The sequence below is a fragment of the Solibacillus sp. genome (assembly GCF_040273735.1).
Classification (GTDB): Bacteria; Bacillota; Bacilli; order Bacillales_A; family Planococcaceae; genus Solibacillus.
Genome location: NZ_JBELZM010000019.1, coordinates 1 through 15766, shown reverse-complemented (window position 1 = coordinate 15766; position 15766 = coordinate 1). Strand labels below are relative to the sequence as shown.

Genomic DNA, 15766 nt, shown 5'->3' with positions numbered 1-15766 from the left:
ATATTTTGTGTCTTAACATTTTATTAGTAGGTTTAAAGAATTATTCAGTCAAACGAAACATTTTAACAGTCTAATATATAAGCATTTTTTCACTAATTATTTACCAATCGGTACTTAAACACTCCATTTTGTTTTTCTGTAATGATAATATTTCGTTCTTCTAACAAATCCAGTACACTTATAATTTCAAACAAAAATGTAATCACGGCTTTCTCATATCTTCCACGGTACATATCTTGTATAATTTCAAATCCGGTGGCAGCACCATTCACTTTTTTCAGTGTATTGATTACACGACTTACACGTTTTTCTATATTGCTTATATGGCCATCTATCGCTTCATTTAAATTAGAAATAATTGGTCCATGTCCTGAAAAAGTATAATTAGCAGGTAGTTTTCTGCATTTTTCTAAATTACTTAGATATTGCAATAAAGGTTTTGCTCGCTCACTTCCTGGTTTAGGTGCATCTAAAAACATCCCCCCGTGAACACCCTTGATAATATGATCTCCACAAATGAATTGCTGCTCAACTGTACAATAAAAAGAAATATGATCCTGTGAATGACCTAAGGTTTCGATTACTTGAAAGGAAGGCAGACCCGGCACCGTTTCTCCCTCCTTCAGCACCTTATCTACAGTCGCTATTTGGAAGTAATCACGGTGTCCTTTTCGAAACGCTGACTGGATAGCCATATCTTTCGTTAAACCGGATTCCATGAATAAGTTATAAAAAAATTCGGAGCTCCATTCTAAATAGCTTTCATCTTTTAGCATCATCTCGGTATCTTTATGAGCAAAGATTTTGATGCCTGGATTCTTCTCCAAAATCCAATCGACTAGACCGGTATGGTCATTATGGTGATGTGTTAATACAATTTGCTCAAGATCGGTTAGTTCAATTCCTATACGATGGAGGCCATGATTGAGATCAGCCCAACCTTGTTTATTTTTTAAACCGGCATCAATAAGGGTTAATTTCTCTCCAAACACAACATATGAATTTACCGGACCAATAGGGAAGTTGGTTGTTAACTCTAATTTTTCTATTCTTTGCAAAGTACCCATTCCTTCTTTTATCGGAATTTTTCTCACATACCTTCCATGTGACGATATATTTTTAAAACAAATTGTATTCAACCTTTTATAATGATTAGTATGTTATTTATCCAACCAAATATCTTTTAAATAGCCGTATCCGTAGGAAGCGTGTGGATATGAATCCCTGACATAAGGCTGTATCGGAGTCTTCGTATAATAAGTAGTGATTGGAATTGGATTTACTACATTTTCTAAAACATAGCGTTGAATATCATAAACATATTTTTTTCTTTCCTCTACATCCATAATTGTTCTCTGTTCATCAAGCATTTTGTCTAATTCAGGGTCACTGATGTTATACCAGTTTCGAGAACCATTTGTGTGTAGTTGTGTACGAAGCCATTCATCCGGCTCCTGGAAATATGTTTGATAGCCTACCCCCATGTCATAATCGACATTTGGCCATTTTTCCGAGAAATAGGCAGCATATTCAATTACTTCAATTTTGACATTTATGCCAACGTTTCTTAAATCTTCCGCAACCCATTGTGCGACCCGCACAAGTTGTTCTCCGTAGCCATTCGTGACAATCATGGTAGTGTCAAAACCGTTCGGATACCCAGCCTCTGCCAGTAGCTTTTTTGCTTCCTCCGGGTTAAATGACAATAATTCCTCTCTTTCTTCTAAAGGTAAGGCCCAATCCCCTAATGAAGGATTGACTGGTCCACTCGTTTCACCGCCACCGTAGATAGCCTTAACCATTGATTTTCGGTCAACAGCCATGCTAATAGCCTTCCGTACTCGTATATCCGTAAATGGTTCTCTTTTCATATTCATATATAATTGTTCCTGTGTAGCGAACAGCGCTTCAAAAATTCTGATATTTGGATTTGTTTTTTGCAATTGAGCTATTTCTTCCGGTGATAAGCCACCTATTGAATCTGCCTGACCTGTTCGAAATGCTGCTATACGAGACCCTTGTTCCGGTACAACTTTATAAATTATTTCATCCAAATACGGTTTGCCTTCTTCATAATAATTTTGATTTTTTTTGTATGTTGCCTGCACATTATCTTCCCATTTTTCTAACACGAAAGGACCTGTTCCAATTGCGTTAATTGCTAAATCAATTTGCCCATCGATTGCTTCTTTAGGTAAAATCCACATGAAATGGTTTGCCATGAAATTTAAAAATGGTGCAAATGGCTGTTTTAATGTAAAGACAACCGTTTGCTCATCTTGTGCAACGATACTTTCTACTACAGACAAGAGTGCTGCTTGATGACCAGGTAGGTTGATGATTCTTTCCATTGTCGCTACAACGTCTTCTGCCGTTAACTTCCTGCCATTTACTGGATCTACATCATGCCAATATGCCTCACGAAGATAAAATGTATAGCTCTTTCCGTCATCAGATATCTCCCAACGCTCCGCAAGATCCGGCACAACATTATAATCTGTATAAGCAGCATTTGGTCCTGTTTCATAAGTTACTAGCTTGTTATAAACTAATCCTGCAAGCATATGTGTATAAATTGATGACTGACGATGAGGATCAAGCATATCAGGATCTGCTGGTGTAAGAATTGTATAGGTTCCACCACTTTTTGGTGCGGTAGAGCCTTCATTCTTGTCATCTGGCCCTTCATCTGATGTTTTATCAGAGGAGCAAGCACTAATTACTAGTGCTAATAAACCTAACATCAACACATAGATTATGGATCTTAGTTTTTTGTCCATAAATATTTCCTCCTAAGGGAAAATTGTTATTAACTATCTAATACATTTTTGGATCAAGGAAATCTCGAAGTGCATCCCCAAATAAGTTAAATGCTAAAACTAATATACATAAAGCTAAACCAGGGAAAAGCACGAGCCACGGTGCACTTTCCATGTATCTACTCGCATCACTCAACATTAATCCCCAGGATGGATTCGGTGGGGGTGTTCCTATTCCAAGAAAACTAAGTGATGCCTCAGCAATAATCGTCTGACCAAAAGCAAGACTTGCCATGACAATAATTGGTGCTGTTATATTTGGTAATCCATGTCTCATAATGATTCGAAATGAACCAGCCCCTACCGATCGGGATGCTTCAACATAATTGGATTCACGAATTCTCATCATTTCCCCGCGAACAATCCTTGCAAAACGAGGTATTTCAATAATAACCAATGCTATAATCACATTCTGAATGGCAGGTCCTAACAAAGCGGCAATAAACAAAGCAAGAATTAAAGCTGGTATTGACATAATTGCATCCATAATTCTTTGAATCACTAAATCGATTACCCCACCAAAATATCCTGAGATCATTCCAATAAAAGTTCCTATTACGATTGAAATGACGACAGTTGCAATTCCAACAAGTAAAGATATTTGTGAACCAAAAATTAGGCGACTAAACACATCACGTCCTAAATCATCAGTACCCATTACATGTTCTGAGCTTGGAGCTGCCAAAAAAGCGGTCCGATCTTGACTAATGGGGTCAAACGGTGCCAGCATAGGTGCGAATATTGCGACAGCGAATACTAAAAGAATAATTAAAAGAGATACAAAGCCAATTTTTTGCGTACAAATAAAGCGTTTGCAATCCTCTTTAAATTTTTCCAAGTGTATGTTCTTGTTCGCCTTTATACTCTCTTTTGGCAACTCAGAGTCTATTTGTATTTGAGACAAATGAATCACTTCCTTTTCTTGAAACAAGAATATTGAGGCAGTTTTTTATTTAGTTCGAATCCGTGGATCTATCCAACCGTACATAACATCCACCATCAAATTGACTAATAAAAACATTGCTCCAAAGACCAGCACGGTTGACTGAACAATTGGATAGTCTCTCACTAATACAGTTTCAAAAATCAAACTGCCTAGCCCTGGTAGTGCAAAAATCGATTCAAGCACAACAGTTCCACCTAACAGATATCCGATTTGTAAACCAATCAATGTAATAACTGAAATCAACGAGTTCCTAAGAGCATGTTTGAATATTACAACTGCTTCTTTCGCACCTTTTGCCCGTACTGTTCTTATAAACTCTGAATGCAATACTTCAAGAACAGCAGATCTAGTCATACGCACAATACTGGCACTCAGCGTAATTGCTAAACAAATTGCAGGTAAGAACATTTGCTGGAGATTAACAACAGGATTCTCAGCGAATGATTGATACCCTAATGGCGGAATCCAATTTAAAGCCAGCGATAAAACAGTTAGTAAGATTAGTCCCAGCCAAAAACTTGGAATAGATAATCCGCCAATTGAGATTACTTTTAAAAAGTGGTCAATAAATGTATTTTGTTTAACAGCAGAAATAACTCCAATCGGAATTCCGATAATGATGGCTAAAACAATCGACATTATTGCTAATTGTATAGTCACGGGAAGTCTTTCTAATATAATCTGGGATACTTCCTTCCCTGACCAAAGAGAATTTCCCAGATCTCCTTGAATCGCATTTTTACCCCAATCTATTAGTTGACCGAAAACACTTTTATCTAGACCTAATTCAGCCTTCAATGCTTCCATTTGCTCAGGTATAGCTCCAGAATTGGCCAACTGAAGGGTCACAACGTCACCAGGTACTGCTCTCATTATGATAAAAATAAAGGTTGTCATAATTAGTAGTACGAATATTCCGAAAATTAAACGTCTAACAATATATTCAATCATATTCGCGATTCCTCCTTATAGAGATGACAGGAAACTGCATGACCTTCAGTAAGGTCCGATAGTTCCGGTTTTTCTTTTTTACAAATATCCATTGCAAAAGGACATCTAGTATGAAATTTACAACCAGTTGGAGGATTTGATGGACTTGGAACTTCGCCGCTTAGTATAATTCGGTCTGGTTCAATATTAGGGTTAGGAATTGGCACAGCGGAAATGAGTGCCTTTGAATATGGATGGAGCGGTTCTGTAAATAAGGTTTGCGAATCGGTCACTTCTACTATTTCTCCTAAATACATGACAGCAATTCTATCTGAAATATATTTAACTACCGTTAAATCATGGGAAATAAATAGATAAGATAACCCTAGTTTTAATTGAAGATCTTTTAATAAGTTAAGAATTTGGGCTTGAACAGAAACATCTAATGCTGACACTGCCTCATCACAAATCAGAAGATCTGGTTCAGTTGCCAAAGCTCTTGCAATACCAATCCTTTGCCTTTGCCCTCCTGAAAATTGATGAGGAAATTTATGCATATCATTTTTAGAAAGCCCTACAATTTCAAGCAGCTCTCCTACACGTTGGCGCTTTAAATTTCCTTTTGCTAAATTGTGCACTTCTAAAGGTTCACCAATAATATCTAGAATTGTCATCCTCGGATTTAAAGAACTATAGGGATCTTGAAAAACAAATTGAACCCGCTTCCTTAAAACTTTTTTCTCTTTTCTATTTATATTTGATAGTTGTTTCCCATCGAAACTTATTTCTCCATTTGTGGAATCAATTAGACCTGTTATTAGTCTTCCAAAAGTTGATTTGCCACAGCCGGATTCACCTACAAGACCAAGAACTTCACCTTTATGGATATTTAGTGTTACCCCATCCACTGCCTTTAAGTGTCCTACTGTTCTTGCCAAAATTCCTTTAGTAATGGGAAAATATTTTTTTAAGTCTGTTACTTCCAATAAGTTATTTTTACTGACTAAATGTTGATTGATGGCAAATGCAGAATCATGTTCTTTTATTAAAATTGGAACCTCCCAACTTCCTGGTAGGTTTGGATCTGCAATCCAACACTTACTTACTCGCTGATTTGATAATTCAAAAAGTGCCGGCTCCTCACTTCTGCACTTATCAGTAGCATAGGAACATCTCGGATGAAAACGGCAACCAGTTGGAATTTCTTTTAAACTAGGTACATTTCCTTTTATCGTGAGCAGTTTACGGTCTTTACTTGTATCAATTTTTGGAATACTTTTCATTAATGCTTCTGTATACGGGTGTTGGGGTTTATTAAACAGATCCTTCACATTAGACTGCTCTACAACTTGCCCCGCATAGACAACAACTACTTTATCAGCCATTTCTGCTACAACGCCTAAATCATGCGTAACAAGAATAATCGCTGTTCCAAACTGATTTTGTAAATCTTTTAGTAATTGCAAAATCTGTGCCTGGACAGTCACATCAAGGGCTGTTGTAGGTTCATCAGCAATAATCAAACTAGGTCTACATGCAAGTGCAATGGCAATCATTACCCTTTGCCTCTGACCACCTGATAATTGATGCGGATAGGCATTTATACGACTCTCAGGGTCTGGCAGTCCAACTAACGTTAGTAATTCCAATGCTCGTTCCTGCAAATCTTTTTTACTAAGATTTTCGTGAATTTTAATGGTCTCGATGATCTGATCACCAATCGTATATACAGGATCTAGGCACGTCATCGGATCTTGAAAGATCATGGCAATTTCGTTTCCTCGAATTTTCCGAATTTCATTATTACTTATATCTTTCAAATTTAAATCATTAAACATGATTTTCCCGGAAGTGACTTCTCCGTTGCTGTCCAGCAATCGTAAAATCGAAAGTGCGGATACGCTTTTACCAGAACCTGATTCACCGACGATCGCTACTGTTTCACCTTTAGAAATACTAAATGAAATACCATCAACAGCTTCTAGGTTACCTTCTCTTGTCTTAAAAACTGTTTTCATTTCCTCTACTTGGAGTAATGTGTTATCTTTCTGGATCATTCAAAGGCCTCCTTTCATGTATATAAACTGCTTTTATTAATCTAATATCAGGTTAGCAAATTGCTCTCTTAACTTTATTTTCATGACTTTTCCAACGCCATTTTTCGGAAGTTCCTGAATGAATTCAATATGACGAGGCGTCTTATATTTCGCTAAATTTTGTTGGCAGTATCCGATTAATTCACTTGCACTTATTTCTACATCCGGCTTTTTTACAATACATGCAACAATTTCTTCACTCATTTTTTCGGAAGGAACACCAATCACTGCAGCTTCTAATACAGCTTCATGCTTAACTAGCAGTTCCTCTAAATCCCGCGGATAAATATTAAATCCGCCTCTAATAATTAAATCCTTTTTACGATCTACAATATACAGATAGCCTTCATCATCCACTTTAGCCATATCCCCTGTATGAAGCCACCCATTTTGTAGTGCCTTTTTTGTTTGTTCTTCATTTTTAAAATAACCAGGCGTTATATTATCGCCTTGCACTAATAATTCGCCGACATCCCCAACTGGCACCTCTTGCCCATTTTTATCCACAATTTTAATGTTCACTCCTGGCATTGGTACTCCCACAGAACCTTCTTTGATCGGCATATCATTACGCTGTGTTGCAACTCCTGGCGATGCTTCAGAAAGTCCATAGGCATCTCTTACCTCTGCCCCAAATTTCTCTTTAAATTTATGACGTAAGCTAATCGCTAGTGCAGCAGCCCCCGATCCAACTGTTTCTAAACTTGATAAGTCATATTTATAAGCATTCGGATGATAATACATGGCATGCACCATAGCCGGAACAGCAGCAAAGGATCTTACTTTATATTTTTCAATAACCTTAAATACTTCTTCCGCATCGAATTTGTCAAAAATAACAACTGAGCTCCCTAGTAGAAACATACTGTTCATAATGCCAAAACCATAAATATGAGCTAAAGGAAGAACACCTAGTGTAGTACTTCTTATTTCGTCCTCCGCTCTTAGTTTTAATCCTGACATTGAATTTGAGTAGAGATTTTTATGAGTTAACATAACTCCTTTTGGAATACCCGTTGTGCCGGATGTATATAGGATAACGGCTACATCTGATTCTTTTAACTCTAAAGGCGTATCTTCATAGATTGGTATAGTTGAAAGAGCCTTTTCCCATTCAATGATTTCAAACTCTCCCTTTATATCTGCTTCACTTGTCTGATCGATGCATATAATTTTCGGTTTAACGGTTAAATCACTGGATGCGTTTTTTAATTTTTGCAACAGAATAGATGAGGTAATAATTACTTTTGCTTCTGAATTTTTTAAAATAAAGTTGATTTCATTTTCATGTAAAAGATACATTGCCGGTACAATAATGCCTCCGACTCCTAATACTCCTTGGTAAGAGAAGATTACTTCCGGGCAATTTGGCATGCAAATTAAAACCCTATCTCCTTTTTCTACTCCCAAAGAATTAACAAGACTGGAAACTTTTTTACAAATGATTTCTGTCTCACAATTTGTATAAGCTTTATCATAAAAATAAAGAAGGTTATACTCTCCAAAATTCTCAATATTTTCACCCAATAATTCAGTTAGTAACATGTTACCCTCCTATCTTTTATTTACTATTTCCATAGTTTTTTTACATTAAAGCGCTTTCATTTTATAGAGCCAATATTTTTTGATTACGAGTTACTAGTATCATTGTGTCGAGTTATTGAAATTTCAATTTTTTGTTGAGAGGTAATTAAAAATGCAATGCCCAGTAGAATTGCTGTAATAACTGCAGAAGTTATAAATGGAGCCGACATGAGATATATGAATACCCAGCCCCCCCAAAGAGGTCCAATTATTCTTCCTAAACTATCCATTGATTCTTGAAGACCTAAAGTTATCCCCCGCCCCATCTCGGTACGTTTTGATAACATTGCGATAGTAGTCGGCCGAACCAGTGATTGCCCAAAACCAGTAAAAACACATCCTAAAATTGCTACCCAAATTAATGGAGCAAAACTAATTAAACAATAGCCAATTGTCGTAAAGAATAAGCCAATTTTTGTAATCTTATCTTCATTCCATAATTCATAACATTTTTTTAATAAAAAGAATTGTACCAAGACAGAAGTTCCAGCTTGTGCGCTAAAGGCCATACTTACAAAGATTGGGGTAGCTTCAAATTTTGCTATTAAATAATATCCAAGTAATCCGAAGAAACTTGAAGCTGCAATAGACAATCCAAGGATGATCATATAATGATTCCAATAACCGGTTTTCGTTACCATTGTGATGGATTTCCAGAAAGAAACTGTTTCATTATTTCTAGCAAATGTATTCAGAGTTTCTTTGGCATCGTCATTAATCGAATCTTGGATGTAAAAAAGGGCAAACGGTAGTGTTACTAGTGCTAATGATCCTGCAATAATGAAAGGCACTATGACTCCAAAAGGAGAAAATAGCCCTCCAATAGCTGGACCACATAAGAAGCCGAGTCCATTCACCGCACCCATTTTCGCAATTGTTTGATTCCTAAACTCTTTTTTGGTTTGATCGGCTACCATTGAAAAAGCAGCAGTTTGAGTACCAGATGAAATCGCAGCACCAATTAATCTGACTAATAGCAGTTGCCAATAGTTTTGAGCCAAAATTAATAATAGGAAAGCTACGCCAAATCCAAATACTCCGATCATTAGAACGGGTTTTCTCCCTATTTTATCTGCTAAACGTCCCCAAATCGGTGCAGTGATTAACTGGGAAACTGCCCAAATAATGATTAATGATGACATCTGAACTGATGAAAGTCCCAAATCATCTGCTAAGAATGGTAATGTAGGAAGTACTATTCCATAACCTGTCATCGTTAAAAACATTATGAAGCCTAGAAGGAAGAACGCCTTCCTTTCCATCATCAATATTCATCTTCTTTCAATTTAATAGAAAAACGGGGAACGCTGCTTAGCTCTGACATGCGTTTAAGACTCCATCTTAAGAGTCGAAGCGCATGTCGGTGCTGGCATACTAGATAATTTGAAAAATTGGTAAAGCATTTCATATTTTAACTGCTCTATCTCATTTAAATTTTGATACGGCAAACTAACTATTCACCTAGAGCTGCACTTATTAACTAACCGGTTAGTATTACTACTGCAAAATAACCGACCAGTTAGTATGTTGAAGAAACAGTTAAACAGGTCCATCTTTAATTAAAGTAACTCTCCGACTTTTGCATGTCCTTTTAATATATTTCTTGCAATCGTTCTGCGTTGAATTTCATCTGTACCTTCGAAAATTCTATATAGTCTTAATTCTCTGTACCAACGTTCAATTGGTAATTCCTTCGTATACCCCATTCCACCATGGATTTGAAGAACACGATCGACCACTTGATTTGCCATAATTGCTCCATTTAATTTTGCCATAGATGACTGATGACGAGGATCAATACCATTTTCAGCCATCCATGCAGCTCTAAATACAATCCATTTTGCTGCTTCAATTTCAACTGCTGAATCTGCAATCATCCATTGGATTGCTTGACGTTCTGCAATAGGTTTACCAAAAGTAACTCGTGTTTTCGAATAGTCGATGGCTATTTGTAATAAGCGTTCTGCAGCACCGATTGCACCAGCAGGAATCATATATCTACCTTGACCTATCCACTGCATCCCTAAGTTAAAACCTTGACCTAGTTCACCTAAAATATTTTCTTCAGGAACACGAACGTTATCAAATACTAATGTCGCTGGTCCCCATTCACCCATTGTATATATATATTCAGACTTCCAACCCATTTCTCTATCTACAAGGAAACACGTTACTCCGCCATCCGCACCTTTTTCTTTATCTGTCACTGCAAATACCATGGCAAAGTCTGCTTCATTTCCGTTTGTAATAAATACTTTTTCTCCATTTAACACCCAATGGTCGCCATCTTTAACTGCTTTCATCTGAATACTTCTTGCATCAGATCCGGCATCAGGTTCGGTTAAAGCAAAGCAAGAACGTCTATCCCCGTTAATAGTAGGAAGTAAATATTTCTGTTTCTGTTCTTCGTTACATAAATAAAGGATATTATCCGCAGAACCGCCGAAGTTGAATGGTACAAAAGTTCTTCCTAATTCCATCGCAATTAACACTGACATAATTGGTCCTAAATTAGCTCCACCGTATTCCTCAGGTGTATTTATGCCCCAAAATCCAATGTCCTTTGCCTTTTCTCTTAATTCTTTTATTTTTTCATTAGAGATACCAGGTCTGCCTTCTCTTTCATTTTTTAATACTTCTTGCTCCAAAGGCTTCAATTCTTTATTAACAAAATCTCTTACTGTTTTTTGAATCATTTTTTGTTCATCATTTAGCGTAAAATCCATTAATAACAGCTCCTTGTTAATGAAATATTTGAGTACTAAATTGTCAAATTCTTTTCACAATTTTACAGAATACTCAGTTACAACACGTTATGAATCTAACAGTTTACATATGCAAAAAAATCGAAGCGCTTTCATTTTATGTAGATTTGATTTAAAGAAAAAAAGAAATATCCTTAAGAATGAAAACTTTTCGGATATCTCATCAGCATTAGTATTATTTGTAATTGTTGGAGCTCTAATATGAATAAGTCGATTATTGTAGAGTCTTCTGCCGGTCATTTGGAATTCGCCTCATACTTACTCGGAAAATTTGTTGGAGCTCCCTTCGTCTCTGCTGAAGAACCCTGAATGTCTGTTGTATTATTCGTATCAGCACACGCTGCTAGTAGAAGAATGCTCACTACAGAAAAAAGCGCTGATTCCAATACAGAATCGCGCTGTCCTTATATTATTGGGTTTAGTTAAGTTACGCGAACTACATTCGATTAAAGCCAAGATACCTTGTTCCTTGGAAAGTTAACTTTCCGATATCTCCTTCCGCAAGCATACCGTACTCTTTCCCAGAAACATGAAACTCTGACCGGTCACCACTCTCGAACTCAAATGTAATAAAGTACTTTGTAGAGGTACTGTGCGTGTGGTGGTTATTATCAGGATGGTGATGTGTATGTCTCTTTACATTTGTTCGTTTGACTTTTACGATGGCCGGAACTGTTAGTCGAGGTGAGTTCTCATTTTCCTTCCATTGCTTGAAACCGCTGAAAATATTCCCAATTATCAAGATGAATATGATAATAAAAATAAGGGTCATAAATATTGGACCGAAGTTGAATAGCCAATCCCCACTCCCTGGCATGTCATACATGATATTACCTCCTAGCTATAATAATTAAATTATACGGATAAAATGGAAGAAAGTTTCATAATAGTATTCAATTAAACCTTCCCGCACTACGCACTTATCAAAAGCATCAGATTTCACTTTTTGTTATGGATAAAAGGGTAATCCTCAGTGGCTAATAACTAACATAAATTCTTTAATTACTATCCTGAAAGAACATGTTGGAAACCAATTAAAAAACGAGTGTTGATTCTTATTACAGAATCGCACCCGCGCACATATACAATATTGAATAAATGTAATCATACTAATGAAAACGACGCAATTGGTTCATATTTCGGTGTATTTTCTACATTTGATTTATATAGGACAATCTCATCTACTTCAAAAGATAAAGGCTTTTCTTTAAAAGGATTATACGTGACTATATAGTCCATCATGAAATCCTCATTAGCTCCCCATTTTCGAGCTAATGTAATATGCGGATGATAAGGACGTGTTTCTAACTTAAAGCCTTCATCTAGACAAGTTTGATGGACAATTTCCTGAAGTTTATATAAAACATCTGTGTCATTCACTGCTCCCCAAAATATACGCGGTGATTTCTGAGCTCCAAACACACCCAATCCTTTAATGTTCAACATAAAAGCTTCTTGATTCTTTATGGACTCCCCAACTGATCCAATAACGGATGTAAGTTGCTTTGGATTTACAGCGCCAAGAAAAGCAAGCGTTATATGATAATCATTTAAATCCACCCATCGCTTAAACTGGAATATTGGTTTAATTCGTGTCAGTTCATCGTAAATAGTTTGTTTTACTTCATCCGGAATCCGGACCGCCCAAAAATAGTGCGCCACTCTCTCCATTATTTCACCTCTTTCGCTTACAGAATTGACATTATTTAATAAACTAATACAAATACAATGATGGAATAAAATGTGTTTTCACCGAATGCCCATTTATTTTATTCATAAGAAAATATCGAAGTTCTATTTCATTTAATTACGTATTTCCGATTGAAATTGACAAGCTGAAGAAAATAAAATTTATAGAGGTTGATAGTATAGCCATAATGACATATAATCGGCTGTTCTTAACTTCAAAAAATATAGCAGCAATTCCAACAAGAATTAAATAAATCCAGCATACATTCCAAAGTAAATTGCCAAGCTGAGTAGGAACATAGGTAAAAATTCCACCTATAAAACATATCCATAGAATAAATGTACTGATTAGGAAAATGAACATTATTTTAGTAGGTTTTAAATTGTCGTTTTCTATATAAATAAAGACGAAAATCATACAGATTATATTTAAAATTATTAAAGTGAATATCGTCGACAATATACCCTCCCCCTTAATTGAAATGTACTTTAACTAACATATACTTGCTTCGATCATTTCAATTTCGCCATTTTGATTTACGGTGTCTATCCCACGTTCACAGTTATCTTTTATTTCCCAATGAATGTAGTATTTATTATTTTTTAATTCAGCAGATAGTATTTCAGTTTTACCATGATTACTTATATGATTATCTAAGATCATTTTTTTTGCTTCGTCTTCAGTGATGACATTTTGAATAGACGAGCAGCCTGATTCTAATAAGACTGTAATTATCAAATAAAGTTCAAAATATATTTTCGCACCTTTATGGTTTTTTCTCATTCTTACACCTTCTAAATACGTTTCGAATAAATAATCATCGTTAGAGGAATGGAAGTAACCATAATACAAAATAAAATCGTTAAAACTTCTGATGCAGTGCGAGTTTTAGCCACTGTAATAAATAGCAGTGTGATTGTTGCAAATAGTGTAAAATAGTTTGCTGTCATACTTTTGCCTATAATTTCTTTTGTACGCTCATCTTTCGGATATAAATGTGGCGATAAATAAGCCATCATTAATGCACTTGTTCCCAAGAAAAAAGTCATCACTCCAACCGGAAATTCACCATTTGCGATATAAGGGTAATTAGTATAAATACTTAATGGAATTATAATAATAGCTAAAAATAAGTACCCCATTTGATTTTTCCGAGCTTCTTTCACTCAATTTCCCCCTCATAAATAAATATATCTTCAATCTTGCATTTGAAAGTTTCTGCCAATTTAAAAGCTAAAGTAATCGAAGGATTATATTTTTCTTTTTCTAATGAAATAATGGTTTGTCTAGAGACAGAAAGTTTTTCAGCCAACTGGTCTTGTGTCATACTATGTTGAGCTCGTAAAACTTTTATATTATTTTTGATAGAAAATCCACCTCGCATGTAAAGTAAGTTTTACTTAAAGTAAAGTTTACTTTACGTCCCATTGAATAGCAAGTTTTCAAAAAATTATCTTCTTTCATCGCCAGATAAAAACAAGCGCTGATTCTAACAACTGAATCGCGCTTACTAGCCACCATATAGATCATCTATATCTACTTAAAAAATAGATTTATTTCATCCTCTCTTTTCGTGAAGCTGACGATGAAGTTGATGGACTTCCTCTGCTAGTTCAGGAACCGGCCCATCTACTATTGCATCATTAATAACCTCTTGAATGGACAGATTGCGTACACGTGAAGGGGCTTGGCCGAATTCTGCTAGCCATTTTGCCAATTGTTTAGAGGAACTTGCATAAACAATCCGTCCTAAACCAACCCAACCGTGAGCTGCGGCGCACATCGGACAATGTTCACCGGAAGTATATACTGTCGCTTTGCTTCTATCTTCAGGCTCCATATTATTTGCTGCCCATCGCGCTATCGCAAACTCGGGATGCTGTGTATGGTCACCGCCTGCTACGTGATTATGATCTTCAAAAAGCACTTCTCCATCTTCGGAAACAATTACTGATCCAAATGGCTCGTCACCTTTCTCAAGCGCAATTTTTGCTAATTCAACACAACGTTGTAAGTGCTTTAAATCTATATTATTTATCATATTAGTATCCTCCTTAGCCTGTATGTAGAATTATTTCCAACCATTATTATAACAGAATTATTAGACTGTTTTATGCCCGTAATATCAGCCATTGTCTCCTGACCTTAATGTTTTATATAAAATTGGCTATTTCAATATGGTCAATCTTCATTATACTTAGAGTCATTACAGGAATGGAGGTTATTTACATGGTACAAGTTGGAACGAATCGAGTAAAACGAGGAATGGCTGAAATGCAAAAGGGCGGCGTTATTATGGATGTCATTAACGCTGAACAAGCTAGAATCGCAGAAGCTTCAGGTGCAGTAGCAGTGATGGCACTTGAACGTGTGCCTTCCGATATCCGGAAAGCTGGCGGTGTTGCCCGTATGGCGGATCCTCGGATTGTGGAGGAAGTGATGAATGCCGTCACGATTCCTGTTATGGCAAAAGCACGAATTGGTCACATTGTAGAAGCACGTGTATTAGAGTCAATGGGTGTGGACTATATTGATGAAAGCGAAGTTTTAACACCGGCTGATGAAGAATTCCATTTACTTAAGAGTGAGTATACAGTGCCATTTGTTTGTGGTTGCCGTGATTTAGGAGAAGCGGCTCGACGTATTGGTGAAGGGGCTTCTATGCTTCGTACTAAAGGTGAACCAGGTACAGGCAACATTGTGGAAGCAGTTCGTCATCTTCGAAAAGTTAATGCTCAAGTACGACGTGTTGTTGGAATGAATGTGGATGAATTAATGACAGAGGCCAAAATTTTAGGTGCCCCATTTGAATTACTATTGGAAATAAAGCGTTTAGGACGTTTACCTGTTGTGAATTTTGCCGCGGGTGGCGTGGCAACACCTGCAGATGCTGCGTTAATGATGGAACTTGGTGCTGATGGTGTATTTGTTGGTTC

At 36.4% G+C, this 15766-nt stretch carries 15 protein-coding genes; 1 reads left to right on the top strand and 14 read right to left on the bottom strand.

Annotated elements, in window-relative coordinates:
- Positions 1-92 precede the first annotated feature (92 nt).
- The 14 genes from ABS917_RS16045 to ABS917_RS15980 all read right to left on the bottom strand — a co-directional run bounded on the left by ABS917_RS16045 (position 93) and on the right by ABS917_RS15980 (position 14871).
- The gene (locus ABS917_RS16045; protein WP_350479950.1) at positions 93-1094 is read right to left on the bottom strand and encodes an MBL fold metallo-hydrolase; all 1002 of its coding nucleotides are present in this window, start codon (positions 1092-1094) and stop codon (positions 93-95) included.
- 66 nt (positions 1095-1160) lie between these two features.
- On the bottom strand, positions 1161-2780 hold the full coding sequence (locus ABS917_RS16040) for an ABC transporter substrate-binding protein (RefSeq protein WP_350479949.1): 1620 nt from the start codon (positions 2778-2780) through the stop codon (positions 1161-1163).
- 37 nt (positions 2781-2817) lie between these two features.
- Positions 2818-3723 carry an ABC transporter permease gene (locus ABS917_RS16035; protein ID WP_350479948.1) on the bottom strand — a complete coding sequence of 302 codons (906 nt, stop codon included), beginning with the start codon at positions 3721-3723 and terminating at the stop codon, positions 2818-2820.
- A 45-nt stretch (positions 3724-3768) separates the two neighbouring features.
- Positions 3769-4716 (bottom strand): ABC transporter permease, encoded by a 948-nt coding sequence (locus ABS917_RS16030; RefSeq protein ID WP_350479947.1) that lies wholly within the window; start codon positions 4714-4716, stop codon positions 3769-3771.
- Positions 4713-6752 (bottom strand): dipeptide ABC transporter ATP-binding protein, encoded by a 2040-nt coding sequence (locus ABS917_RS16025; protein ID WP_350479946.1) that lies wholly within the window; start codon positions 6750-6752, stop codon positions 4713-4715. The genes ABS917_RS16030 and ABS917_RS16025 overlap by 4 nt, the downstream gene beginning before the upstream one ends.
- Before the next feature lie 36 nt (positions 6753-6788).
- On the bottom strand, positions 6789-8336 hold the full coding sequence (locus ABS917_RS16020) for a class I adenylate-forming enzyme family protein (RefSeq protein WP_350479945.1): 1548 nt from the start codon (positions 8334-8336) through the stop codon (positions 6789-6791).
- Between the two features lie 83 nt (positions 8337-8419).
- The gene (locus ABS917_RS16015) at positions 8420-9640 is read right to left on the bottom strand and encodes an MFS transporter (RefSeq protein ID WP_350479944.1); all 1221 of its coding nucleotides are present in this window, start codon (positions 9638-9640) and stop codon (positions 8420-8422) included.
- Between the two features lie 294 nt (positions 9641-9934).
- Positions 9935-11101 (bottom strand): acyl-CoA dehydrogenase family protein, encoded by a 1167-nt coding sequence (locus ABS917_RS16010; RefSeq protein ID WP_350479943.1) that lies wholly within the window; start codon positions 11099-11101, stop codon positions 9935-9937.
- Between the two features lie 475 nt (positions 11102-11576).
- The gene (locus ABS917_RS16005; RefSeq protein ID WP_350479942.1) at positions 11577-11966 is read right to left on the bottom strand and encodes a DUF2500 domain-containing protein; all 390 of its coding nucleotides are present in this window, start codon (positions 11964-11966) and stop codon (positions 11577-11579) included.
- A gap of 278 nt (positions 11967-12244) precedes the next feature.
- Positions 12245-12811 (bottom strand): RNA 2',3'-cyclic phosphodiesterase, encoded by a 567-nt coding sequence (gene thpR / locus ABS917_RS16000; RefSeq protein ID WP_350479941.1) that lies wholly within the window; start codon positions 12809-12811, stop codon positions 12245-12247.
- 511 nt (positions 12812-13322) lie between these two features.
- The gene (locus ABS917_RS15995; RefSeq protein WP_350479940.1) at positions 13323-13613 is read right to left on the bottom strand and encodes a hypothetical protein; all 291 of its coding nucleotides are present in this window, start codon (positions 13611-13613) and stop codon (positions 13323-13325) included.
- Positions 13614-13624: 11 nt separating this feature from the next.
- The gene (locus ABS917_RS15990; protein WP_350479939.1) at positions 13625-13996 is read right to left on the bottom strand and encodes a hypothetical protein; all 372 of its coding nucleotides are present in this window, start codon (positions 13994-13996) and stop codon (positions 13625-13627) included.
- On the bottom strand, positions 13993-14214 hold the full coding sequence (locus ABS917_RS15985) for a helix-turn-helix transcriptional regulator (protein WP_350479938.1): 222 nt from the start codon (positions 14212-14214) through the stop codon (positions 13993-13995). Before ABS917_RS15985 ends, ABS917_RS15990 begins: the two co-directional genes overlap by 4 nt.
- A gap of 174 nt (positions 14215-14388) precedes the next feature.
- Entirely contained in the window at positions 14389-14871 is a 483-nt protein-coding gene (locus ABS917_RS15980; protein ID WP_350479937.1) for a nucleoside deaminase, read from the bottom strand.
- Between the two features lie 188 nt (positions 14872-15059).
- Between ABS917_RS15980 and pdxS the strand changes: the two genes are divergently transcribed.
- Positions 15060-15766, top strand: a 707-nt coding sequence (pdxS, locus tag ABS917_RS15975; protein WP_350479936.1) for a pyridoxal 5'-phosphate synthase lyase subunit PdxS, incomplete at its 3' end; no start/stop codon positions are given.